Here is a 23,858-nt window from a genome sequence, read left to right as displayed (position 1 = left end):
GGTTCTCTCCTTGCGGGACGGGATGAAAGTTTCCCTGGTCAGAGCCGGGACGCGAAGCGCAGCACGTTCCAGGAGACCGCGGGCAGGCGCACGGAGCACCGACCGCCGTCGGGGGTGGGGGTGGGCAGTGCACGAGGCGTCACCCGGTCGGGCTCGGCCTCGGTGTTGATCGCCTCCGGATCGTCCCCGGCGGCGAGGCTCAGGTGCAGTTGACCGGACAGTCCTGGCAGGCCGCGCAGGTCAAGCTGCAGGTCCAGGTCCGTAGAGCCCCGGTTGACCGCGAAGACGGCCAGCTCGCCGGACTCCTCGTCGTGCACCGCGACGGTGTCCAGCACCGGCACCGCGCCGTACCGCTTCGTCTCGTAGTCCGGCGTGACCGGCTCGGTGCGCAGCACGGTGCCGCGGGCGTACCGGGCGGTCAGGGCGAACGGGTGGAAGATGCTCTGCCGCCAGGCAGGCCCGCCGGTCCGGGTGCGGATCGGGGCGATCACGTTGGCCAGCTGCGCCTGGCAGGCGACGCCGACCCGGTCGGCGTGCCGGAGCAGGGTGATCAGCAGGTCGCCGACGACCACCGCGTCGACCGCGGTGAAGTCGTCCTCGATCAGCGCGGGCGCCTCGACCCAGCCGCGCCGGTCCAGGTCGGCCCGGAGGCGGGACTCGTACCAGACGTTCCACTCGTCGAAGGAGACCTTGAGCTTGCGCCTGTGCCGCTGCTTGGCGGCCACGTGGTCGGCGGTGGCGACCACCTCGCGGATGAAGTTGTCCATGTCCACCGCAGAGGCCAGGATGCTGGCCCGGTCGCCGTCGGACGGGTCGTAGTAGGTGTGCGCGGAGATGTAGTCGACATGCTCGTAGGTGTGCTCCAGCACGGTCGCCTCCCAGGAGGCGAAGGTGGGCATCCGGCGGTTGGAGCTGCCGCAGGCGACCAGGCTGATCGAGGGGTCGATCATCTTCATCGCCCGGGCGGTCTCGGCGGCGAGCCGGCCGTACTCGTCGGCGGTCTTGTGGCCGACCTGCCACGGACCGTCCAGCTCGTTGCCGAGGCACCAGAGCCGCACCCCGTACGGCTTCTCCGCGCCGTGCTTGCGGCGCAGGTCCGACAGCCGGGTGCCGCCCGGGTGGTTGGCGTACTCCAGCAGGTCGCAGGCCTCCTGCACGCCCCGGGTGCCGAGGTTGACCGCCATCATCGGCTCGACGTCGGCCTCGGCGGCCCAGGTCATGAACTCGTCCAGCCCGAAGGCGTTGGTCTCGATGGTCTTCCAGGCCAGGTCGAGCCGGCGCGGGCGGTCGCCGACCGGGCCGACGCCGTCCTCCCACCGGTATCCGGAGACGAAGTTGCCGCCGGGGTAGCGCACCACCGAGACGCCCAGCTCGCGGGTGAGCGCCAGCACGTCGCCGCGCAGCCCGCGCGGGTCGGCGGTGGGGTGGCCGGGCTCGTGGACCCCGCCGTAGACGCAGCGCCCCATGTGCTCGACGAAGGAGCCGAAGAGCCGCCGGTCGGCGGGGCCGATCGCGAAGGCCGGATCGATCGTCAGCCGGGCGTTGCGCAAGGGGTGCCACCTTTCCTCTGTCGTACCGGGGTGACTGTGGTCACGCCCGTACCACAGGTTTCTACAACGTTGTAAGCAACGTTGTAAAGAGCGCTTCCCGCGATAGAGTCCGGAGACGACGACCCCACGGGGAGGGACGAGACCGGTGCGACACAGGCTCAAGGACGTGGCCGAGCGGGCCGGGGTGTCGGTCAAGACGGTGTCGAACGTGGTCAACGGCTACCTGCACGTCCGGCCGGACACCCGGGCCCGGGTGGAGGAGGCGATCGCCGAGCTCAACTACCGGCCCAACCTCTCCGCCCGCAACCTGCGCAAGGGGCGCACCGGCGTGATCGCGCTGGCCGTGCCCGAGCTGGACATCCCGTACTTCGCCGAGCTGGCCCGGCACGTCGTCGCCGCCGCGGCCGAGCGCGGCTGGACGGTGCTGATCGACCAGACCGGCGGCGGGGCCGAGCGCGAGCGGGTGGCCGCCGCCGGCATCGGCGACCACCTGATCGACGGCCTGATCCTCAGCCCGCTCGCGCTCACCGCCGACGACCTGGCCGGCCTCGACGGCACGCCGATGGTGCTGCTCGGCGAACGGGTCGACCACGGCCCCGCCGACCACGTGGGCATCGACAACGTGGCCGCCGCCCGCGAGATCACCGCCCACCTCGTCGGCCTCGGCCGGCGCCGGATCGCCGCCGTCGGTTCGCAGCGCACCCCCGAGGGCGCCAGCGCCCGGCTGCGTCTGGCCGGCTACGCCGCCGCGCTCGCCGACGCCGGCATCGGATACGACGAGAGCCTGGTCGCGCCCGCGCCGGCCTGGCACCGCGCGGACGGCGCCGCCGCCATGCGCCACCTGCTCACCACCGGGGTACGCCCCGACGCCGTCTTCTGCTTCAACGACACGCTCGCCCTCGGCGCCCTGCGCGCCCTGCACGAGGCCGGCCTGCGGGTGCCCGAGGACGTCGCGGTGGCCGGCTTCGACGACATCGAGGACGGCCGCTTCAGCGTGCCCACCCTGACCACCATCGCGCCCGACAAGGAGCGCATCGCCCGGCTCGCCGTCGAGCTGCTGGCCGCCCGTGTCGACGGCGACCGCGAGACCCCGCCCCGCGACCTCACCGCCCCCTACCGCCTCGCCCCCCGCGAGAGCACCCACCCCCGCTGACCCCGCGAGGGACGGGTCAGGCGAAGAAGCGGGCCAGGTGAGAGGGCGTGGGTGGGGTCGCGTCGGGCGGGAGCGGGGTCAGGTCGGCGAAGATCGAGGCGCCGTCGCAGCCGGCGTGCAGCGGATACCAGCGCGGGGTGCCCGGTGGGCGCTGCCCGCAGATGCCCTTGACGGTCTGCACGTCGAGCAGGCGTACGTGGGTCGGGTCGGCGACCGCGTTGACGTGCCCCCACCAGGGGCTCATCACGTGCAGCACGCCACCCGGGCGGAGCACCCGGTGGCACTCGTCCACCAGCGGCAGGAAGTCGATCAGGTGCTCCAGGATGTGCACCGCGAAGAGGACGTCGACCGAGTCGTCGGCCAGCGGCAGCGAGCCGGACAGGTCCGCCACCGCGTCCACCCCGGGCGCCGGGTAGATGTCCAGCCCCAGGTTGCTCGGGTACTGCTTCTGGCCGCCGCAGCCCAGGTCCACCACCACCGGCTCCCGGCCGCCCACACCGACCCGGCACCAGACGCCGTACACCCCGGCCAGCCGGCCGACCAGGTCGCGGACCCGCCGCAGCTCGTCCGGCTCGGCCACCTCGCCGGTCAGGTGGGCGACCCCCCGGTCGAACCGCACGTCCACGGCGAGCCCCCGCAGCCGTTCGTCGTGCCGGACCTGGTCGGTCCAGGCCTCGGCGAGGAATCCGTCGATCGCCCGCAGCCGTTCGGCCGAGGGCGGCGTCTGAGCCAGCGCGACCATGACCACCTCCCGCCGGCCGTTACCCGCATCGTCGCCCGGTATGCGTGGCCGGTGCCCGGTTCAGCCGGAAATGGTGCGCCGGGCGGCCCGGCCGGCGCCCCGCATCCGCTGGCGCGGCGCGGCGGCGGCCTTCGGCCGCTTGAGGTGGTAGCGGTGCAGCTCGTTGTTGCCCGGCAGCGACGGGTCCTCGCTCATCGCCACCAGCTCCCAGCCCTGGTCGCCGGCCCGGTTCAGGTGGGCCAGCGCGGTGTCGCCGTACGCCGTGACGTCGACCATCGAGCCGTCCGGGCCGTACCAGACGAAGACGACCTCCCAGCCGGTGTCGTTGGTGGCCGCCTGACGCCGCCGCACCAGCAGCGCGTACTCCCACTTGAGCATGGGGTCATTCTCACCCGCCGCGCGCCGGTCGGCACGGATCAGTCCTCGGCGATCCGTCCGGCGTCCACCCGCAGCCGCCGGTTGACGCTCACCGCGTCCAGCATCCGCCGGTCGTGGGTGACCAGCAGCAGGGTCCCCGGGTAGCCGGCCAGCGCCGACTCCAACTGCTCGATCGCCGGCAGGTCCAGGTGGTTGGTCGGCTCGTCCAGCACCAGCAGGTTCACCCCGCGCCCCTGCAACAGCGCCAGCGCCGCCCGGGTCCGCTCGCCGGGGGACAGGGTCGCCGCCGGCCGCAGCACGTGCTCCGCGCGCAGGCCGAACTTGGCCAGCAGCGTTCGCACGTCCGCCGGGGCCAGCTCGGGTACGGCGGCGCCGAACGCGTCCACCAGCGGCTGGTCGCCGAGGAAGAGCCCCCGGGCCTGGTCGACCTCGCCGACCACCACGCCCGGGCCGAGCGTGGCGTGCCCGGCGTCCAGGGGTAGCCGGCCCAGCAGCGCGGCGAGCAGAGTGCTCTTGCCGGAGCCGTTCGCCCCGGTGATCGCCACCCGGTCCGCCCAGTCGACCTGGAGGTCCACCGGGCCGAGGGTGAAGCCGCCCCGGCATACCACGGCGCCGCGCAGCGAGGCCACGATCGCGCCGGCGCGGGGCGCGGCGGCGATCTCCATCCGCAGCTCCCACTCCTTGCGCGGCTCGTCGACCACCTCCAGCCGCTCGATCAGCCGCTCGGTCTGCTTCGCCTTGGCCGCCTGCTTCTCGGTCGACTCGGCCCGGAACTTGCGGCCGATCTTGTCGTTGTCGGTGGCCTTGCGCCGGGCGTTCTTCACGCCCTTCTCCATCCAGGCGCGCTGGGTGCGGGCCCGGGCCTCCAGCGCCGATCGGGTGTCGGCGTACTCCTCGTAGTCGGCGCGGGCGTGCCGGCGGGCCACCTCCCGTTCCTCCAGGTAGGCCGCGTACCCGCCGCCGTAGTGCCGGACCTGCTGCTGGACCAGGTCCAGCTCCAGCACCCGGGTCACCGTCCGGGTCAGGAACTCGCGGTCGTGGCTGACCAGCACCGTGCCGGCGCGCAGCCCGGTGACGAACCGCTCCAGCCGCTCCAGGCCGGCCAGGTCCAGATCGTTGGTGGGCTCGTCGAGCAGGAAGACGTCGTACCGGCTGAGCAGCAGCGAGGCCAGCCCGGCTCGGGCCGCCTGGCCGCCGGAGAGGCCGGTCATCGGGTGGTCCAGGTCGACCGTCAGCCCCAGCTCCGCGGCGACCTGCTCCGCGCGTTCCTCCAGGTCGGCGCCGCCGAGACCGAGCCAGCGCTCCAGCGCCTCCGCGTACGCGTCGTCCGCGCCGGGCCCGCCCGCGGTCAGCGCCTCGGTGGCCGCGTCCAGCGCGGCCTGCGCCGCGGTGACCCCGGTCCGCCGGGCCAGGAAGTCGCGGACCGCCTCGCCCGGCCGGCGCTCGGGCTCCTGCGGCAGGTAGCCGACGGTGGCGGTGGGCGGGTTCAGCGAGACGCTGCCCAGCTCCACCGGCAGCAGCCCGGCCAGGGTGCGCAGCAGCGTGGACTTGCCGGCCCCGTTGACCCCGACCAGCCCCACCACGTCACCCGGTGCGACGACGAGTTCGAGGTCGGAGAAGAGCAGCCGGTCACCGTGCCCGGCGGCGAGGTCCTTGACGATCAGCGTGGCGCTCATGAGGAGCCGAGCCTATCCCGCACCCGTCCGCGCCGATCCAGGGGAAACCGCTGTTCCCGGAGATCGACTCACCGCGACTTCTCCTGGATCGACGGGAGGGAGACGCGGGCGTGGGAGACGAGGCAGACTCACTCCCGTGGTGACGACACTGGCGATCGACTGCGGCGGTGGCGGGATCAAGGCGTCCGTTCTTGACTCCGCCGGGACGATGCGGGCGCGGGCGTTGCGGGTGCCCACGCCGTACCCGCTGCCGCCGGCGCTCTTCGTCAAGACGCTGGTGGAACTCGGCGGGCGGCTGCCGGCAGCGGACCGGGTGACCGTCGGGATGCCCGGCATGATCCGGCACGGCGTGGTGGTGGCCACCCCGCACTACGTGACCCGCTCCGGGCCGCGCAGCCGCGTCGATGCGGACCTGGTCGCCGAATGGTCCGGGTACGACGTCCGCAGCGCGCTCGCCGACGCCTTCGGGGTGCCGGCGCTGGTGCTCAACGACGCCGAGGTGCACGGCGCCGGGGTGGTCGCCGGCACCGGCTGCGAGCTGGTGCTGACCCTCGGCACCGGGCTGGGCAGCGCACTGTTCGACGGCGGGCTGCTCGCCCCGCACCTGGAGTTGTCGCACGCGCCGGTCCGCTGGGGCACCACCTACGACACGTACGTGGGGGAGCCGGAGCGGCGCCGGCTCGGCGACGCGTTCTGGTCCCGCCGGATCCGGCAGGTGGTGGAGGGGCTGCGGCCGGTGTTCCGCTGGGACCGGCTCTACCTGGGCGGGGGCAACTCGCGGCTGATCCGGCCGGAGCAGCTGGCCCGAATGGGGGAGGATGTCGTGGTCGTCCCCAACACGGCCGGGATCGTGGGCGGCGTCCGGGCCTGGGACCTGGTCGCCGGCCGGTACGATCCGGCCCCCTGAGCGCGATTCCGGGCGGAGGAACACTCGCGGCCCGGCCGGTGTTGTGCCAGCGTCGGACCAGAGGCGGCTCGACACGAGGAGGTGGGTCGGGATGGATCTTCTGGCGGAGTACCGGCGGGCGACCATGTTCTTCGAAGCGGGTGACCCGACCGGAGCGGCCCGGCTGCTGGAGCCGATCGTGGAGGCCGAGCCCGGCAACTCCTCGGTACGCCAGCTGCTGGCCCGGGCGTACTTCCAGTCGGCCCAGCTCAGCCGGGCCGAGGAGCAGCTGCGCGAGCTGGTCGAGCGGGACCCGAGCGACCACTACGCGCACCACGTGCTGGGCCGCACGCTGGAGCGGCTGAACCGGCACGCGGACGCGCTGCGGCACCTGCGGATCGCCGCGGCGATGCACTCGACCAACGACGACTACGCGACCGCGCTGCGCCGGGTGGAGACCCGGGTCGGGCTCGGTCGCTGACGCCGATCCTCGGGGCGGCCCTGCGGGGCCGCCCCGACGCGTGTCCGCAGGCCGGCCGCCGGCCCGCCTACCATTGCGGGCATGGGAGCTGACCTGGCGGTGGGCGCGGCATGAAGCTGAAGCTGGACCTGCACGAGATCTTCAACAAGGGCCACGACATCGACCGGGCGCTGCGCGGGATCATGGACGAGGCGGTGGCGAAGAAGGCCACCCTCGTGGAGATCATCCCCGGCAAGGGCTCCGGCCAGCTCAAGAAGCGGGTGCTGCGGTTCCTCGACCAGAAGGACGTCAAGCAGCTCTACCACCGGGTCGAGAAGGACTCGAAGAACTTCGGCCGGCTGTTTGTCCACTTCCGCTGGAAGTAAGAGCCCCGGCTTCCCGACCTCCCACACGATCCCCGGCGCGGCTGCTGACCTGCTGAAACGCCTTCCGCCGGTTTCCGGCATCTTCCGCCGTACTCGCGCTCGGTTGTGCCGGATCTGTGCCCGGCCCTGAACCTATGGATTGCCGGCGAAGCGGGTGCTGACGGCGCGATACGCAGGTCGCAGGCTGAGGGCTGTGACGGTGCCGTGGGTTGCTGTACTTCCGTGCTGTACGGCGACCAGGCCGAGACGGGGCTCCGACTCCCGCCGGGCGGAGGCTGGTCGGGGTAGACCCTGGCGCTCGTGATGATGGGTGGGCGCGGCAGGTTTCGAACCTGCGACCCCTCGCTTGTAAGGTCTAGGCGCTTCGTCCGCCCGGGTCCGTCCGCGGACGCGACCTCGGGCGACAGTCCGCGCTCGATCGCTGGGGGGCTGTCCTCGTCCCGGCTGGTTGCTGTCACCGTTGCTGTCGACAGCCACCTCTCGCTGCGACCCGGGCACGCCGCTCCTTTCGCCACCCAACGAACCCGTAGGCCAGGAGCGGAAACGCGATCAATAGGAAACTGCCGCCCGCAGCGAGCAACCACGGCAGGATCCGGTCCCACTCTGCCCGGTCGGCGACCGGGTCACCCCACGGCGGTTGGGGTTCCAGGAGCGCGGGAGCACAGCATCCAAACACGGCAGCCGAGACGAACATCAGGGCGCCGGCGATGAGGGCGAGGCGGGGTCGAGACATCACGCGCATGCTCGCAGAATCCGGCGTTGAGGTGCCATGGGTTCTCGGGACAGGGACCCCAAAGTAGAATTGCCCTGTCTGGAAGGAAGACCATTGCCACGCGCGAAGAGGACTTTCTCTCCCGAGTTCCGCGGTGCTGCTTCAAGCATGGTTCACCACGGGGCCGGAATCGCTGCTTAGGCTGTCCGGCTTGCGTGCGGGCAGGGTCATCACGTGGCTGATCGATGCAAGTAGCAGCCCGAGGACCAGGCCGGTAAAGGCCATCGAGAGATCGGTGTCGGCTGCGTTGATCGGTGGATTGTCGGCCAGGGAGGTCATCGCGCTGCCGACCGCCGATCCTGCGATGTAGAGAATGATCATTGCCGGAAGCAGAGCCACACAGCAGGCGACCGCGACGGGGAGCAGCCGGATCAGGGGGACCTCCCGGGCTGCGGCCACGGCGAGCGTTGCGGCGACAGGCATGCCGATCAGGCCGACAGGCAGAAGCGGTCCGTGGCTGGCGGTGGCAAGCCAGGCGGCCAGCGCGGCCACCACAACGAAGGCGGCCACGCGCCGGGTGCGGACAGCGGTGAGCTGAACCGCGACGAGCCCGATCGCGGTAGCGATGAACATCGCTGCCAATCCTGCTTTGAGCATCGAGAGCGCGTTTTCAACCTGGATTTGGTCCGGGTTCGTGACCGGCTCGTCCCAGGGGGTCGTGACCACCATCGTGGCAGCTGCGAGTACCGCGGTGACGGCAGCGGACAGATGCCGGGCGAGAGGAGCTCCGCCTCGACCCGCCGAAACCCGGGCAGCGGCGAGGGCGGTTGTCGAGAAGATGGCGATACCACCGACTGCGAGCCAGGTTGCGGTAGAGCCGCCGGCTACGTCGATGCGGTCCAGCCATATGTCCACGCCGAGCCAGCCGATCATCGCGATCGCGCCGGCGACGACGCCGCGAACGTTCGTGCGGCAGATCAGGACCACTCCGCCGAAGGCCAGCAAGATCGCCAACTGGCGGATGTCACGAGGCCAGTAGGTGTTGTTACTGCCTACCTCCGGAAACGTCTGCCCGGTGCTGCTGTCGGTCCAGAAGCCATCGGGCTGCATGAGCGGCTGATAGATCGCCGTGGCCAGGGCCCAGATCACCGCTCCAGTGACACCCGACAGCGCACCCACGAAGGTCTGCCAGTTTTTCTGCATGTTGCATCTTCTCGTTCGCCCGCCGCGCTGGGAAGTACCAGCCGCAGGGCACCAGCCTGCCGAGCGGCTTGCCGCAGATCAGGCTAGGGCCGCAGGCGGAGGACAGGACAACGAGCTAAAGCCGGCAGCAGAAGCTGCCGAGGTTGAAGCATTGGCCAAAACGCGGCAGGTGCCTTCTTGATCGGCAGATTGTGGGGGCGACCGAACTCCTGGCTGGCGATCGACAGCAACGGTGGCAGCAACAGGCCCGAACGAGAGCAACCGCCGCCGCCGGGCTGGACGTAGACGGCTGCCCGAGCTTGCGGATGCGGACGGACCCCACCGGACGAAGCGCCCAGAGCTTGTAAGCGAGACGTCCAAGCCAGGCGGAGTCAGCAACGAGTCAACAAGCAGCCCCCTACGCGACGATGACGGGCGGAACGAGCAGCACGACGGCCGTGCGTGAGCGCACCTGATGCGGTCTGTTGACACTGTCTGGCAACGGCGACCAGGCTCCCCCAGCGGGGGTCGGAGCGCCCGGACGTGGCATCAAGATCAGGCCGTCTCCAGGCCGTCTGAGGTGGACCGCGGTGGCCACCAGTGACCATCGATGACCGCTCCATGCCGAGGTCGCGCGGCGTCTCGCCCGATTCCGGTTACTAGGTCCTTCCGCTAGATCAATACGGCTGGAGTAGTGACGACATGGCCCTCTGCCCTGGGAGCCTTGGCCCTAGCTCATCGACGGCAGTGGTACCGCACGGGCGAGCCGGCGGGCGGCCTCGGTGAGGCGGCCGCGGCCGGGCTTGGCGGCCAGCGCGGCCAGGCCCGGCAGGTCCGCCGAGCGAGCGCCGCCCGGAGCGGCGCCGGCGGCGAGGTCGACGAGATCGGCCAGACCCGGGTGCGGCCCGGCGGGCAGGAGGACCCGCAGCGCCGCCGACGCCACCTGCCAGACCGCGTGGCGGGCGCCGGCCTTGAGCGCCTCGGCCAGCGGCTGGACGGTCCGCTGCAGCACTATTCGGTCCCTGGCGGCGAGGCCGCCGACCTCAGCCCCGACGCCGGTGCTGTCCCAGTCCGGGCGGGCGGCGAGTGCGATGAGCGCGTCGCCGGCCGCCAGCCGTACGGGCTGCCGGTGGTTGGCGAGCGCGTACGCGATGGTCAGGGACATCGCCGGGCCGGTCGGGCCGTCGGCCGCCGCGAGGCCGGTGAGGAAACTGCTGCCGGGGTTGCCGCGGTCCACAGTGGAGACGAGGAACGGCTGGATGTGTGCGGCGATCGCCTCACGGTGCGACGGCGCGATCGTCGGCCACAGCGCCAGGGCGGGGACCTGCCAGGTGGGCCTGGCCCGGTCGGGGGCGCTGCGCGGATCGGCGAGCTCGGCGGGAAGGCCGGCCGGGTCCAGCATCGCGATCCGCCGGCTCGAGAAGTGCGGCTGGTAGGCGACCTCCTCGACCCAGGTTCGCGGTTCGGCGCCGGCGGCCAGCCAGCCGGCGAACCGGCGGCCCGCCGGCGAGGCCAGGTGCGTGGCGGCCGTCCGGACGGCGGCGTCGACCTCGCGAGGCAGGCGCAGGATGGCCTGCGTCAGGTCGGCTCTGCCGGGTTGCCAGCCGTCGCGTTCGGCCTCCTGAAGGAGGCCGAGAACACGGGCGGGGTCGACGTGCCCGGTGACCGTGGCCGGTGTGGCCAGCAGCGCCACCGGCGGGTCACTGACCAGCCGCGCGGCGAGTTCGGCGACCCGGCCTTCCACGAAGAGCGTCATCGGGTGCCGTTCCGGTCTGCGGTGCGGCGCCTGGTACGGCTGGTGGCGCCCGATCGCGGCGGCGACCACTGTCGGCCAGAGCCCGGGCCACTGCGGGATCAACGGCTCCAGCACCTGAGCGGCGGCGCTCCGGTCGCTGCGCGTCGCGCGGAGCAGCCCGTCGAGCACCAGCTCGTGCCGAATCGGGTCGTCGTTCCCCTTGCGCAGGAGGATGGACAGCTCGCCGGCCAGGGCGCCGAGATCCAGCGGGGGCGGCATCTCGGCCGGCGGCTCCGCGACAAGGGGGCGGATGGGGGCGGGGGCGGGTGCCACGGCACCGAGCAGCGGGGCGAGCCGTTGCGCGATGGCGCCGTCGAGCGAGGGTACGGCGGCTCGCAACCGCTCCCGAGACGCTTCCGACAAGGTCGGCAGCCGCGCTTCGACGAGGTCGGCGGTGCGTTCGGCGAGCTCGGGCACCGGATGGTGCAGCCCGACGACCAACCCGTCCAGCACGTGCTCCAGAGGTAGCGCGCCCAGCCAGGCGAGGTGTGCCCGGACCAGCTTCTTCTCCTGGCGGGACAGCATGTTCTGGGTGATCTCGACCAGCGTGGCCGGATCCAGTGCGGACGCCCGATGCAGCGCTCGCAGTGACGTGTACGCGAAGTCGGCGACCGTCGACATCGGCGCCGTCAGCAGGCCGGCAAGCTCCTGCCGGTGCCCGGTCAGCTCGTCGGTGCCCGGCGCCAGCTGCTTGAGCATGCCGAGGTACGGCTGCAGCAGTCCCTTGCGCCCGCCGATGCGCAGGCGGCGCAGGCACCCCGCGATGACCACCTCGCGGTCGACCCGCCCGCTGGTCGTCAACTCGATCAGCGCCGGTGGCCAGACACGGCCGGCCACGCCGGTAACGGACGCGGCAGCGACCCGGTCGTCGTCGAAGAGGTACGGCAACACGTGGTCGAACCACGGGTCGGCGGCCAGGAACGAGGCCAGCGAATGCCCGCGCCCCGTCGCCACGTACCGCGCGACGGCGCCCGGCGCCTCCGGTGGCCCGGCACCCACGGCCCGCATGAGCGCCTCGGTGAACTGCCAGGGGGTGGTCCGGCTGCGTGATCCGGCGCGGCGCGCCATGCCACGGGCCAGGGCAGCGCCCCATTCCACGCCGCGCACCCGGAGCAGACCGGGCACCACCTCGGGCGTCACCCGCAGCGACGGGCCCGCGCTCCACGGTCGGTGCAGGCGTTTGACGACGTCTGCCGTCGTCGGTGAGCACGCTACGACGGCCATCGCGAGGGCGGCCTGCCGGAGCTCGTTCAGGCTGCGGGCGGCGTGGGCCGCTTCCCGCTCGAGGTGCCACTTGTCCCTGGACCACCGGCGTTCGCGTTCGCGCAGGCGTTGGCGGCCGAGGTGCGCCCGGATGCCCTCGAGGTCGCGGGGCGGCGGGCCGTCGTCGGCGGATGCGAAGAACGCGTACGCGAAGTTGCCCGTGGTGGGCAGCTCGGGGTCGGGTTCGGGCTCGGGCGGGGGCAGGACGACCGGCTCGGGCAGGGCGTGCGTCGGGGTGTGTCCGTCGAGCGCCGGCAGCAGCGCCGCCCGCTCCTTGGCGTCCAGGCCGACAAGCACCTCGGCGAGCGCGTCGAAGTCGGCGTCGTCGATCCGCGCGCACACGTCGCGCCAGAGGTCATCCACCCCGCTGTCCCGTCTGCCCGATGATGATGGCCGCCACGACGTGCTTGCACGGCCCACGCCGGCCCTGGTGCTCGGCCCACCAGGCGCAGGTGCAGGCGTAGCCGTCGCCGCGCCGGTGCACCAGGTACGTCGACTCACCGGAGGTGACGGCGAAGCCCGCTGCGGTCGGCACCACACCTCCCGCGGTACTCAGGAGCCGGGCCGCGGCCAGCCGGGGGTGAAGCGCGGCGACAAGGTCGGCTCGGTATGGCAGCGGGCGGTGGAACGACGACGCCTCCGCGACGTCGTACCCGACCTGGCCTGCGGTCGCCAGTGCCGCCAGGGCGGACGCGGCCCGCGCGGCGTCCCAGCCGGTATGCGCGGCGACCGACGCGCGGTCGATGACGGGATCGATGGTCAGCAGCGCGTTCAGTGCGTCGGCGTCGGCGTCGGCGTCGGCCGACCCCGATCCGAGGTCGGCCAGCAACTGGCCGTCGCCGGCGAAGCCATGGGTCACGGCGGTGGACAGCAGCAGCGTGAACCGGGCTGTTCCGAAGTCGAGCACCCAGCCGCTCACCTGGGCGGGCGCGCCGCTGACCGGTGGCGCGTAGAGGGTCACGGCCTGAGCAAGCGGGAGCAGCGGGCGTAGCACCGCCAGCCGGAACCCGTCGGCCACGCAGACGGCGCCGGAAACCGGCCGAGTGGTGGACCGCCACCCGGATCCTGCCGGGACCACCCAGCGGGCCTGCCGGCCGGAACGCGCCGACACCTCGGCCAGCAGCGCCACCGCGGGTCCCGCAGGAATCTCCAGCCGCGGGTCCATCGGCAGCGTGTGAACCGCCACCTCGGCCAGCCCGCGCAACCAGCGGGCCGGCAGCGGCACTCTCTTCTCGACGACCTTGCCGTCGAGCGTCGACACGGCGAGCTCGTCCTCCCCCACCGACATCCGCAGCGGGTCCGCACCGCCGACCCGGGTCAGCGACTCGTACAACGGGGGGTTGATGTCCACGTTCGTGGTGCCGCGTCCGACCGCCGCATCGCTCAGCTCGGCGGCGGTGAGGTCCAGCCGCCCGTACAGGCCGCCGCAGGTCGACAGCGCCTCGAATCGCAGCCGTTCACCATCGCCGGTGACCACCGGGTCGCGGCCGCGCGTGGTGCTGCGGTTCTGCCGGAAGTCCGCGCCCGCGATGTCCGCCAGCGCCAGCAGGCCGCCGGCGACCACCCGCGGGGTACGCACGAAACCGGCGTAGAAGGTCCGTTCGTCCACCTGATCCGGCGCAGACGCGGCGAGGGTCAGATTGCCGTCGAAGAGTCCGGAGGCGTGGCGGTAGATCCGGGTGTCCACGGCTTGCGCCGTCGCGCTCACATCGCTGGTCCTTCCGGGAGTACCGCTCAACGTCCCGCGGATCGTGCCACGCGACGTTCCGGTCCGCTGCCCCTTGTGCGCCGGTCGGGCAGGTCGGAGTGACGACCGGCCGAGGGGGCTAGAGCGGATACGTGCGGGCCACCGCCAGCATCTCCGAGCTGTGCGAGCCGACCACCCCGACGCCCGCCGGGCGCGGCCGGAAGCCGGGCAGCCCGTCCAGGCCGTCGCTGGCGTCCATCGCCCGCAGCAGCACGTGACCGCCACGCGGGTCCAGGGTGAGGGTGATCTCCACGCCCTCCGGCGGCGGCGCGTGGAACACGACGCCCCACCAGCGATCGTCCAGGTGCCGCTCCTCGATCTCCACCGGCTTCCCGGCCACCGTCGCCGCCTCGACGCCGGCGCTGCCCAGACCGGCGGACTCCACGTGCAGCGAGGCCAGCCGGACCGACCGCTGCGGCACCAGGCGTAGCCGCAGGGTGCGCTGCTGACCGACGGTGGTGTCGGAGAGGACGTCCAGCTTCGGCGCCGGCAGGTCCGCCGTCGGGGCGGGGCCGGCGCGCAGTTCGGCGTCACCGAGCCCGGGAAAGTCGTCGGACACGTCGGCGACCCCGTCCACGTACCTGTCGGTCCAGGGCTGCGGGTCCTCCTCGTGGCTGAGCCAGCGGGCCTCGCCGGTGCCGGCGTCGAGGACGTACATCAGGTGGGTGGGCACCGGGTGCGCGGCGTCGAAGCGGTCCACGCGCAGCCCGACCCCGGCGAGCACCACCGCCGCGAGCCCGGCGGCGACGGCCGGCAGCGCGCCCAGCCGGCGGGCGCGCAGGGCGACCATCCCGCGCTGGCCGCCGGCGGCCGGGTGCAGCAGGTCCAGCACGGGCAGCGCCGCCAGGCCGAGCAGCACCGCGAAGAGCGCGGCGGCGCCGCCCATCGCCATGCCGAGCGCCGGGAAGAGCAGCACCACCGTCGGCAGCAGGATCACCACGGCGACCGCGCCGGCCAGGGTCACCGCCAGCACCGGCCACGGGCCGTCGACCCGGGTGAGCAGGGCGATCAGGCCGGCCACCGCGCCGGCCAGGGCCGGCAGGGTCGCCAGGTACGCCCCGCCGGGCACCAGCGCGGCCAGCAGCACCCCGAGCAGGGCCAGCCAGCCCAGCCCGCCGATGGCCAGCGCGGCGGGACCGGCCCACCGGCGGGTCAGCGCGTACCAGGCGGTGAGTGTCGCGGCGGCGAGCGCCACCACGGCGAGCCGGTACCAGGTCGGCCGGTACGGGTCGAGCAGTTCGGCGTAGCCGGGGCGCAGCGTGGTGATCCCGGTCCAGAGCAGTTGGGCGGCGAGCGGCGCGATCACGATCGGCGCCAGCGCCAGCCCGAAGCCGGCGGCGAGGCGGCCGGTGGTGACCCGTCCCCGCCGCCGGGACGACCAGGCCAGCGCCAGTACCGCCACCACCGCCAGCGCGGCCAGCGGCCAGGTCAGCCAGCCGGGATAGCGGACCAGCCCGCCGGGGACCGGGAAGTAGGTGGCGTCGTGGTCGGCGCGCAGGGCCGTCAGGTCGGTACGGCCGAACTCCCGGGCCAGCCCGAGCGCGTTGTCCCCGTGCTGCTGGAGGCTGCCCCGGTCCATCGCCGCCGGGATGTCCAGCGGGGTGTGGTAGATCGCGCCCCCGTCGATGTACGCCGAGTTCAACCCGACGAAGTCGGCGTCCAGGAAGGCGGTGAAGTCGGTGTCGTTGGGCAGCGCCCGGTAGATCTCCACCGCGAACGAGGTGCCCACCGGGTGCGGGGCGGCGCGGCCGAAGACGTCGACCAGCCGCGCGTTGTCCCGCGAGGTCTCGAACATGATCACCGGGCCGGTGGCGCCCCGCGCCTCCAGGTTGAGCACCACCCCGCCGTCTGCGGCCAGCCGGTGGCTGGACGCGAACGCCTGCGCGCCGCACAGGCACGCTTCCTCGGCGTCGGTGAGCACGAAGACGATGTCGTTGCGCGGGCGGGGACCGCTGGTCAGCGCCCGCGCCACCTCCAGGACGGTCGAGGTGCCGGCGGCGTCGTCGTTGCCGCCCGGCCCGGACTGCACCGAGTCGTAGTGCGCCACCAGGAAGACCCGCCCGGTGGAGGCGGTCCCCGGCAGCCGGGCCACCACGTTGCGCACCCGGGCCAGGGTCGCGCCGCCGGCGGCCCCGCTGAGCTGCCCCGCCTCCTCGGCGACGGTGTCCTGCACCTCGGTCTCCAGCCCCAGGCCGCGCAGCACGCCGACCAGGTGCTCGCGTACCTGGTCGTTGGCCGGGCTGCCGGCGACGTGCGGCCGGGCCGCGACGGTCTGCACGGTCCGGTACGCCCGGGTGGCGCTGAACTCGCCGGCCGGGGCGTCCGCCGGTCGGGGCGCCGGGGTGCGCAGGTCGACCAGCGTGGCGGCGCCGACCGCGAGCAGCGCGACCAGCGCGGCGACGGCGGCGACCGGTCGGCGGCGCGGCCGGGCCAGCGCCCGGTCGGCGGCGGGGACTCCGGGTGCGGCCACGGCGGGCTCCTCGGGGATGGGGCGGAGGGTGGGACCATCCTGCACCGCGACCCGGGTGAGCCGCGACACCCCGGGATCGAGTCGCGCCGCCCGCCCCGCCCGACCGCTCACCGGGTGACGGTCTTGCCCGGGTACGCCCGTGCCGCCGCGGCCGTGTTGTGTGCGACCGTTGTCTGATACAGGATCAGCAGGGCACTCGGAAGGAGCCCGACATCACCAGCGAACTCCCGCGTCTCGCGGCGGTGACCCGGCCGCACCGGAAGCCCGGCATGGCCGGTCCCTCCGTGGCGCCGTACCCGCGGGGAGGCCTCGGGCCGAACGCCAACCTGCCCCCCGGCGAGCGGTTGCGGGTCCTGTTGGTCGAGGACGACGAGGGTGACGCCTTCCTGGTCGGCGAGCTGCTCGCCGAGACCAACTCCATGATCGACCTGCTGGTCGCCACCAGCCTCAGCGAGGCGCGGCAGCGGGTGGCCGGCGTCGACTGCGTGCTGCTCGACCTCGGGCTGCCCGACGCGCAGGGCCTGGACGGGCTGCGCAAGGTGCTGGAGATGTCCAGCGGCGCGGCGGTCTGCGTGCTGACCGGCCGCTCCGACGAGCACCTGGGCATCGTCGCGGTCGCCGAGGGCGCCCAGGACTACCTGGTCAAGGGCCAGGTCGACGGGGTGCTGCTGACCCGGGCGCTGCGCTACGCGGTGGAACGCAAGCGGGCCGACGAGAACGCCCGGCGGCTGCGCGAGGTGGAGCTGCGCCAGGCCGAGTCCGCCCGCCTGGAACGCGGCCTGCTGCCCCAGCCGCTGATGAGCACCGACGAGGTGGCGGTGCACACCTTCTACCGCCCCGGCCGGCACGCGGCCCTGATCGGCGGGGACTTCTTCGACGTCGTGCAGACCCGGCCCGACCGGGTCGACCTGATCGTCGGCGACGTCTGCGGGCACGGCGTGGACGAGGCCGCGCTCGGCGTCGAGTTGCGCGTCGCCTGGCGGGCGCTGATCCTGGCCGGGGTCGCCGACGACGACGTGCTGCCCGCCCTGGAGCAGGTGCTGATGAGCGAGCGCCGGCTCCAGGAGATCTTCGCCACCGTCGCCACGATCCGGCTGGACCTGCACGACAACCGGGCCACCGTCCGGCTGGCCGGGCACCCGCCGCCGCTGCTGCTCTCCGGGGGCAAGGTCGCGCCGGTCCCGGCCCCCGGTGGCCTGCTCCTCGGCGTACGACCCCGCCCGCCCGTGGCGTTCGACCTGGACTTCGACGCCGATGACTGGTCCCTGCTGATGTACACCGACGGCCTGATCGAGGGACGGGTGGGCGACGGCGACGACCGGTTGGACGTGCCGGGGCTGGTCGGTCTGCTGGAGGAACCGGCCAGCCAGACGGTGCCGCTGGCCGAGCTGCCGGCCTGGCTGGTCGGCCGGGCCGAGCAGCTCAACGGTGGGCCGCTCGCCGACGACGTCGCCATGCTGCTGGTCACCCGGGGCGGTGGCCGGTGAGCTCGTACCGCCAGGGCTGGACCCTGCGCCGGCGGGTGAGCGTGCTGCTCACCGTGGTCGTGGCCCTGCTGCTCGGGCTCGCCGCGGCCGAGGCCGCGCTCGCCGCGAAGACCCGGCAGGACATGGACGCGGTGCTGGTGAAGACCGGTCCGCTGGGGGTGCAGGGCCAGGAACTGCTCAACGCCCTGCTCGACCAGGAGACCGCCGTCCGGGGGTACGCGGTCAGCGCCGACCGCGCCGACCTGGCCCCGTACGAGAGCGGCGTCCAGCAGGAGCGGGACACCGTCGGCAGGATGAACGAGCTGATCGGTGACTATCCGGAGATCCAGCGGGCGCTGCGGGTCGTGGAGCAGCAGGCGGCCGACTGGCGGATTGCCGTCGCCCAGCCGGTGATCACCACGACCGAGCGGGACGGCACGGCGGCCGGCCAGGCGCTCATCACCGACCAGGCGCGGCAGCAGTTCGACGAGATCCGCACCTCGGCCGGCGATCTCCAGACCGTGATCCTCGCCGAGCGGCAGCGCAGCGCCGACAAGGTCTACGAGTCGAGCAACCTCCTGGTGGTCCTGCTGATCGGCGCGGCGGTGGTGGTGGCGATGGCCGGCTCGGTGCTGCTGCTCTCCGTGGACCGGATGGTGATCAGGCCGCTCACCGGGCTGGCGGAGCAGGTGCGGGAGGTCGCCGAGGGCGACTACCAGCACCACATCGCCGGTTCCGGCCCGCCGGAGTTCCAGCGGCTCGCCGACAACGTGGACGCGATGCGGCAGAAGATCGCCAGGGAACTCGCCGAGGTGCGCGAGGCGCGCGAGAGCATCGAGTGGGTCAACAGCCAGCTGCAGAAGCAGGCCGAGGAACTGACCCGCTCCAACCGCGACCTGGAGCAGTTCGCGTACGTGGCCTCGCACGACCTCCAGGAGCCGCTGCGCAAGGTGGCGAGCTTCTGCCAGCTGCTCCAGCGCCGCTACGCCGGGCAGCTCGACGAGCGCGCCGACCAGTACATCGCCTTCGCCGTCGACGGCGCGCAGCGGATGCAGCGCCTGATCAACGACCTGCTGGCCTTCTCCCGGATCGGCCGGCTCACCACCGGCTTCAGCGAGGTCGACCTCAACAAGGTGATGGGCGACGTGGCCGGGCAGACCGAGGCCGCCCGCCAGTACGCCGACGCCGAGCTGACCTGGGACGACATGCCGGTGATCCGCGGCGAGGAACCGCTGCTGACCAACCTGCTGGCCAACCTCGTCAGCAACTCGATCAAGTTCCGCCGCCCGGACGTCACGCCGAAGGTGCACGTCTCGGCCCGGTTGGTCGACGACGAGTGGGAGATCACCTGTAAGGACAACGGCATCGGGATCGAGCCGGAGTTCGCCGACAAGATCTTCGTGATCTTCCAGCGGCTGCACGCCAAGGACGCGTACCCGGGCACCGGGATCGGCCTGGCGATCGTCAAGAAGATCGCCGAGTACCACGGTGGCCGGGTCTGGGTGGACACCGCCACCGACGAGGGCACCGCGATCCACTTCATCCTGCCGGCGTTGCCCGAGGACGTCGAGGCGGCCCGGGCGGACGCCGAGGCGGCCACCGGCGAGGAGCCGGCCGACGCCGAGCCGACCGGGGACGCCGCGACCACGGTGGCCGACGCGGGTGGGCCGGAGACCGCCGCGCCGCCGGTGGGTCGGCAGCCGGACGGGCCGGCGGGCGGAGATGCGCCCGGAGCGGCGCCGGAGCACGGTACAACGGGTGGCATGAAGGAGACGGTGTGATGACCGCGCCGGCGGACGGCAAGAGCCCGATCGAGGTCCTGCTGGTCGAGGACGACCCGGGTGACGTCCTGATGACCCAGGAGGCGTTCGAGGAGCACAAGCTGCGCAACCGGCTCACCGTCGTCTCCGACGGCGCCGAGGCGTTGGCCTACCTGCGCCGCGAGGGCCAGTACGCCGACGCCGTGACGCCGGACCTGATCCTGCTCGACCTGAACCTGCCCCGCCGGGACGGCCGGGAGGTGCTGGAGGAGATCAAGAAGGACGAGCAGCTCCGCCGCATCCCGGTCGTGGTGCTCACCACCTCACAGGCCGACGAGGACATCCTGCGCAGCTACCAGCTGCACGCCAACGCCTACGTGACCAAGCCGGTCGACTTCGAGCGCTTCATCTCGGTGGTCCGGCAGATCGACGAGTTCTTCGTCAGCGTGGTCAAGCTCCCGCCGCGTGGCTGACCGGCTGCGGGACGACGTCGGCGACCTGCTGCGGGAGACCGCGGAGCAGGTCGTACTGCCGCTGTTCCGCCGGTTGGACGACGCCGACGTCACCGAGAAGGCCCCCGGTGACCTGGTCACGGTGGCCGACCGGCGGGCGGAGGAGAAGATCTCCGACGCGCTGCGCCGGCTGCGGCCCGGCTCGGTGGTGGTCGGTGAGGAGGCCGTCGCCGACGACCCGTCGCTGCTGCGCCACCTGCGCGGCGACGGCGACCTCTGGCTGGTCGACCCGGTCGACGGCACCGGCAACTTCGCCGCCGGTCGGCACCCGTTCGCGTTGATGGTCGCGCTGCTCACCGACGGCGAGCCGGCGGCCGCCTGGGTGCTCGACCCGCTGGCGGAGACGCTGGCGGTGGCCGTCGCCGGGGAGGGCACCCTGCTCGACGGCCGGCCGGTGCGCACCGCCGACGGCGTGCCGCCGCTCGGCGCGCTGCGCGGCACCGCGATGACCTGGTTCCTGCCGCCGGAGACCCGGCGGGCCGCCGAGGCGGGCGGGGAACGGATCGGCGAACTGCTGCCCGGCCAGCACTGCGCCGGCCGGGAGTACCTCGACCTGCTCACCGGCGACCAGCAGTTCGTGCTCTTCTGGCGGACCCTGCCCTGGGACCACGCCCCGGGGGTGCTGCTGGTGCGCGAGGCCGGCGGGGTGGCCCGCCGCTTCGACGGCACCGAGTACCACCCGGCCGACGAGGACAAGGGGCTGCTGGTCGCCGCCGACGAGCGGACCTGGCACGAGGTCCGCGACGCCCTGCTCGGCGGCTGAGCCGCGCCCGCCGGGCAGCCCGCCGTTCGCGGCGCTGGCGGGGCCGGCGCGAGTGGATGCCGCGACCTGCCGCAACCGGAGTGGATCATCCGTCCCGGCCCGCCGGTCCGCGGGATCGGTCGACTGTCGAGGCGCTGCGCGACGACGCCGGCACGCTCTGTCGACGATCTATGCCTCCGGTGGTCGCGGGCCTGGTCAGCCGGCCTGGGTCCGGTATCGTGTCCGGCGGTCGCCGCCCGCAGGCCCGTCACCCGGGGCCGGCGGGGCCGCCGCCGCGCCGCCGTCCACCGGTGACCGGCGGCCGAGGGAAGGACACTGTCGTGCCGAGGACCAGCCTCACCCGGCCGCGCGCCCGCCGGCCGCTGATCGTGCTGCTCGCCGTCGTGGCGCTGCTGCTCGGCTCCGGCGTCGCGCCGGCCGCCGCCGAGCCCAACGAGGGGGGCACCAAGAAGCTCCGCGAGGCGTTGGAGGCCGCCGCCAAGGGCCACATCGAGGCCAAGGCCAAGCTGGACAACTCAAAGCGCCGCCAGGTCGCCCTGACCGGTGAGCTGAAGACGGTCGAGGGGCGGCTGGTCGGGCTGAACGCCCAGGTCGGCGAGGTCGCCGCGCAGTCGTACCGGCTGGGTCGGCTCAGCACGGCCTCGGCGCTGCTCAACAGCGCCAGCCCGGAGGTGTTCCTGCAACGCGCCGCCGAGCTGGACGTGATGGGCCAGCGGGACGCCAAGCGGCTGCGCGAGCTCACCGAGGCCAAGCAGGCCGCCGCGCAGGCCAAGGCGGCCATCGACAACGAGGTGCGCGAGCAGCAGAAGCAGCTCGCCGCGCTGGCCAAGCGCAAGCGCGACGCCGAGCGGGCACTCGCCTCGGTCAGCTCCGGCGCGAGCTCCGGCTTCAGCGGCGGCTCGCGCTCGGCCAGCCCGGCGCCGCGCAACTCGGACGGGTCCTGGCCGTCGGAGTCCTGCTCGGTCAGCGACCCGACCACCGACGGCTGCATCACCCCGCGCACCCTGCACGCCCTCAAGCAGGCCCAGGCCGCCGGCTACAAGCGGCACGTCTCCTGCTTCCGCAGCGGCGGTGGCGGCGAGCACCCCAAGGGGCGGGCCTGCGACTTCTCCGCCGCCACCAACGGCTTCGAGGACGTCTCGGCCACCGGCGGGGACAAGGCGTACGGCGACAGCCTGGCCGCCTACCTCAAGAACAACGCCAGCCGGCTCGGCGTGATGTACGTGATCTGGTACCGGCAGATCTGGATGCCGAACACCGGCTGGCGGTCGTACAGCGGGGGTGGCAGCCCGGCCGCCGACCACACAAACCATGTTCATCTTTCGATGTACTGACCCGGTACGCCGGGAACGCTGCGTAGCATCGCGACGGTGAGCAGTTCATCGTCCGACGTCGCGGTCTCCCCGGCGCCCGCCGCGCCGGCCACCGCCCGCGCGCTGCCCAACGGGCTCGCCGCGTTCCTGGTCTTCCTCTCCAGCGGCGCCGTGCTGGTGCTGGAGACGGTCTCGCTCCGCCTGGTCGGCCCGTACGTCGGGGTGACCCTCCAGGTCACCAGCTCGGTGATCGGCATCGCGCTGGCCGCCATCGCGTACGGGGCGTGGACCGGTGGCTGGCTGGCCGACCGGCGGGACCCGCGCGGCCTGCTGGCCCCCGCGCTGGTGCTGGCCGGCATCGCCACGGCGGTCACCCTGCCGGTGGTCCGGTACGCCGGTGAGGTGCTGCGCGGCGGCGCGGCCAGCGCCATCCTGCTGCTCACCGCGCTCGCCGTCTTCGTCCCGGCAGCCCTGCTCGCGGCGGTCACCCCGCTGGTGGTGAAGCTCCAACTGGCCGACCTGCGCCGCACCGGGCAGGTGGTCGGGCGGCTCTCCGGCATCGGCACGCTGGGCGGCATCACCGCCACCCTGGGCACCGGCTTCGTGCTGGTGGCGGCGCTGCCCAGCACGGTCATCCTGATCGCGCTGGCGGTGCTGCTCGGGGTCACCGGCCTCGCGCTCGGGCTGCACCTGCGCCGGCGGGAGGGCACCGGGCTGCCCGGCGCGACCCGGACGAAGGCGACGCTGGCGGTGCTCGGGCTGCTCGGGGCCGGGCTCAGCGCGGTCGCCCCGAACCCGTGCGACGTGGAGACCGCGTACCACTGCGCGCGGGTGGCCGACGACCCGTCCCGCGCGGGCGGGCGGGTGCTCTACCTGAACTCCGCCCAGCACTCGTACGTGGACCTGACCGACCCGACCCACCTGGAGTACGCGTACACCCAGTGGATCGGCGCGGCGGCGGACGTGGCCGCGCCGGCCGGGCGACGGCTGGACGCGCTGCACCTCGGCGGCGGCGGCTTCACCATGCCGCGCTACCTGAGCGCCACCCGCCCCGGCACCGACAACCTGGTGTTCGAGATCGACGGTGAGCTGGTCGAGCTGGACCGGCGGCTGCTGGGCGTCCGGCCGGGGCCGGGACTGCGCGCGGTGGTGGGCGACGCCCGGATGCTGGTCGGCGGCGAGCCCACCGACAGCCGCGACTTCGTCGTCGGGGACGCCTTCGGCCACCTGGTGGTGCCCTGGCACCTGGCCACCCGGGAGATGGCCGCCGAGGTCCGCCGGGTGCTCCGGCCCGGCGGGATGTACGTGCAGAACGTCATCGACTACCCACCGGACCGTTTCATCCGCAGCGAACTCGCCACGGTCGTCGCCGAGTTCCGCCACGTCGCGCTGGTCGCCCCGGCCGGCGCGATCGCCGGCCGGCAGGGCTCCAACTTCCTCATCGTCGCCTCGGACGCGCCGCTGCCGTTGGACGCGCTCACCCAGCGGCTGGGTCGCCTCGACGCGGTGCCGGACCTGCTCGCCGGCGCTGAACTGGCCGCGTTCGTCGACGACGCGCTGGTCCTCACCGACGACTACGCCCCGGTGGACCAACTGCTCGCAACCGCCTGAACGGGTGACTTTGCCGACCGATTTCGACCAGCC

General features: G+C 73.3%; 18 protein-coding genes. 10 read left to right on the top strand and 8 right to left on the bottom strand.

Translation table 11 applies throughout. From position 1 onward, the window contains the following. Positions 1-38: 38 nt before the first annotated feature. Positions 39-1,550: an alpha-N-arabinofuranosidase gene (locus AB0I41_RS18255; RefSeq protein ID WP_357108544.1), complete on the bottom strand. Its 1,512-nt coding sequence runs from the start codon at positions 1,548-1,550 to the stop codon at positions 39-41. A gap of 145 nt (positions 1,551-1,695) precedes the next feature. On the opposite strand from AB0I41_RS18255, the gene AB0I41_RS18250 reads away from it, so the two are divergent. After that, positions 1,696-2,703, top strand: a complete 1,008-nt coding sequence (locus AB0I41_RS18250) for a LacI family DNA-binding transcriptional regulator (RefSeq protein ID WP_357108542.1) — start codon at positions 1,696-1,698, stop codon at positions 2,701-2,703. A gap of 16 nt (positions 2,704-2,719) precedes the next feature. Here AB0I41_RS18250 and AB0I41_RS18245 read toward each other — a convergent pair whose 3' ends face one another. The 3 genes from AB0I41_RS18245 to AB0I41_RS18235 are packed head-to-tail and all read right to left on the bottom strand — an operon-like array spanning position 2,720 to position 5,499. Next, positions 2,720-3,445, bottom strand: coding sequence for a methyltransferase domain-containing protein (locus tag AB0I41_RS18245; RefSeq protein ID WP_357108539.1), 726 nt, complete (start codon positions 3,443-3,445; stop codon positions 2,720-2,722). 60 nt (positions 3,446-3,505) lie between these two features. Continuing rightward, positions 3,506-3,823, bottom strand: coding sequence for a hypothetical protein (locus AB0I41_RS18240; RefSeq protein ID WP_357108536.1), 318 nt, complete (start codon positions 3,821-3,823; stop codon positions 3,506-3,508). Between the two features lie 38 nt (positions 3,824-3,861). Beyond that, positions 3,862-5,499 carry an ABC-F family ATP-binding cassette domain-containing protein gene (locus AB0I41_RS18235; protein ID WP_357108532.1) on the bottom strand — a complete coding sequence of 546 codons (1,638 nt, stop codon included), beginning with the start codon at positions 5,497-5,499 and terminating at the stop codon, positions 3,862-3,864. A gap of 136 nt (positions 5,500-5,635) precedes the next feature. Between AB0I41_RS18235 and AB0I41_RS18230 the strand changes: the two genes are divergently transcribed. From AB0I41_RS18230 to AB0I41_RS18220, 3 genes are all read left to right on the top strand, one after another. Then, on the top strand, positions 5,636-6,406 hold the full coding sequence (locus tag AB0I41_RS18230) for an ROK family protein (RefSeq protein WP_357108529.1): 771 nt from the start codon (positions 5,636-5,638) through the stop codon (positions 6,404-6,406). Between the two features lie 91 nt (positions 6,407-6,497). Continuing rightward, entirely contained in the window at positions 6,498-6,866 is a 369-nt protein-coding gene (locus AB0I41_RS18225) for a tetratricopeptide repeat protein (protein WP_350798676.1), read from the top strand. 110 nt (positions 6,867-6,976) lie between these two features. Then, positions 6,977-7,231, top strand: a complete 255-nt coding sequence (locus AB0I41_RS18220) for a Smr/MutS family protein (RefSeq protein ID WP_030329768.1) — start codon at positions 6,977-6,979, stop codon at positions 7,229-7,231. Positions 7,232-8,105: 874 nt separating this feature from the next. On the opposite strand, the gene AB0I41_RS18215 is transcribed toward AB0I41_RS18220, so the two are convergent. The 4 genes from AB0I41_RS18215 to AB0I41_RS18200 all read right to left on the bottom strand — a co-directional run bounded on the left by AB0I41_RS18215 (position 8,106) and on the right by AB0I41_RS18200 (position 16,400). After that, positions 8,106-9,146: a hypothetical protein gene (locus tag AB0I41_RS18215; protein WP_357108524.1), complete on the bottom strand. Its 1,041-nt coding sequence runs from the start codon at positions 9,144-9,146 to the stop codon at positions 8,106-8,108. Between the two features lie 709 nt (positions 9,147-9,855). Then, the gene (locus tag AB0I41_RS18210; RefSeq protein WP_357108521.1) at positions 9,856-12,546 is read right to left on the bottom strand and encodes a DUF6493 family protein; all 2,691 of its coding nucleotides are present in this window, start codon (positions 12,544-12,546) and stop codon (positions 9,856-9,858) included. Continuing rightward, positions 12,539-13,891, bottom strand: coding sequence for an SWIM zinc finger family protein (locus AB0I41_RS18205; protein ID WP_357108518.1), 1,353 nt, complete (start codon positions 13,889-13,891; stop codon positions 12,539-12,541). The genes AB0I41_RS18210 and AB0I41_RS18205 overlap by 8 nt, the downstream gene beginning before the upstream one ends. 118 nt (positions 13,892-14,009) lie before the next feature. After that, positions 14,010-16,400 carry a M28 family peptidase gene (locus AB0I41_RS18200; RefSeq protein WP_357108667.1) on the bottom strand — a complete coding sequence of 797 codons (2,391 nt, stop codon included), beginning with the start codon at positions 16,398-16,400 and terminating at the stop codon, positions 14,010-14,012. Positions 16,401-16,669: 269 nt separating this feature from the next. On the opposite strand from AB0I41_RS18200, the gene AB0I41_RS18195 reads away from it, so the two are divergent. From AB0I41_RS18195 to AB0I41_RS18170, 6 genes are all read left to right on the top strand, one after another. Next, positions 16,670-17,887: a fused response regulator/phosphatase gene (locus tag AB0I41_RS18195; RefSeq protein WP_357108515.1), complete on the top strand. Its 1,218-nt coding sequence runs from the start codon at positions 16,670-16,672 to the stop codon at positions 17,885-17,887. After that, positions 17,884-19,647, top strand: a complete 1,764-nt coding sequence (locus tag AB0I41_RS18190; RefSeq protein ID WP_357108512.1) for an ATP-binding protein — start codon at positions 17,884-17,886, stop codon at positions 19,645-19,647. The genes AB0I41_RS18195 and AB0I41_RS18190 overlap by 4 nt, the downstream gene beginning before the upstream one ends. Beyond that, on the top strand, positions 19,647-20,099 hold the full coding sequence (locus tag AB0I41_RS18185; RefSeq protein WP_357108508.1) for a response regulator: 453 nt from the start codon (positions 19,647-19,649) through the stop codon (positions 20,097-20,099). The genes AB0I41_RS18190 and AB0I41_RS18185 overlap by 1 nt, the downstream gene beginning before the upstream one ends. Beyond that, complete coding sequence (locus AB0I41_RS18180) at positions 20,092-20,901, top strand: inositol monophosphatase family protein (protein WP_357108505.1); 810 nt, start codon at positions 20,092-20,094, stop codon at positions 20,899-20,901. Before AB0I41_RS18185 ends, AB0I41_RS18180 begins: the two co-directional genes overlap by 8 nt. A gap of 371 nt (positions 20,902-21,272) precedes the next feature. Continuing rightward, positions 21,273-22,235: a hypothetical protein gene (locus tag AB0I41_RS18175; protein ID WP_357108664.1), complete on the top strand. Its 963-nt coding sequence runs from the start codon at positions 21,273-21,275 to the stop codon at positions 22,233-22,235. Positions 22,236-22,271: 36 nt separating this feature from the next. After that, positions 22,272-23,825 carry a fused MFS/spermidine synthase gene (locus tag AB0I41_RS18170; protein WP_357108502.1) on the top strand — a complete coding sequence of 518 codons (1,554 nt, stop codon included), beginning with the start codon at positions 22,272-22,274 and terminating at the stop codon, positions 23,823-23,825. The last annotated feature ends 33 nt before the right edge of the window (positions 23,826-23,858 follow it).

The sequence above is a fragment of the Micromonospora sp. NPDC050200 genome (assembly GCF_040656135.1).
GTDB lineage: Bacteria > Actinomycetota > Actinomycetes > Mycobacteriales > Micromonosporaceae > Micromonospora.
This window is presented reverse-complemented; position numbering and strand designations above follow the sequence as displayed.

Excerpts from the sequence above, each read along its gene's own strand:
- AB0I41_RS18225 (WP_350798676.1), top strand. The coding sequence starts at position 6,498 with ATGGATCTTCTGGCGGAGTACCGGCGGGCGACCATGTTCTTCGAAGCG.
- AB0I41_RS18235 (WP_357108532.1), bottom strand. The coding sequence starts at position 5,499 with ATGAGCGCCACGCTGATCGTCAAGGACCTCGCCGCCGGGCACGGTGAC.
- AB0I41_RS18240 (WP_357108536.1), bottom strand. The coding sequence starts at position 3,823 with ATGCTCAAGTGGGAGTACGCGCTGCTGGTGCGGCGGCGTCAGGCGGCC.
- AB0I41_RS18215 (WP_357108524.1), bottom strand. The coding sequence starts at position 9,146 with ATGCAGAAAAACTGGCAGACCTTCGTGGGTGCGCTGTCGGGTGTCACT.
- AB0I41_RS18245 (WP_357108539.1), bottom strand. The coding sequence starts at position 3,445 with ATGGTCGCGCTGGCTCAGACGCCGCCCTCGGCCGAACGGCTGCGGGCG.
- AB0I41_RS18220 (WP_030329768.1), top strand. The coding sequence starts at position 6,977 with ATGAAGCTGAAGCTGGACCTGCACGAGATCTTCAACAAGGGCCACGAC.
- AB0I41_RS18195 (WP_357108515.1), top strand. The coding sequence starts at position 16,670 with ATGGCCGGTCCCTCCGTGGCGCCGTACCCGCGGGGAGGCCTCGGGCCG.
- AB0I41_RS18185 (WP_357108508.1), top strand. The coding sequence starts at position 19,647 with ATGACCGCGCCGGCGGACGGCAAGAGCCCGATCGAGGTCCTGCTGGTC.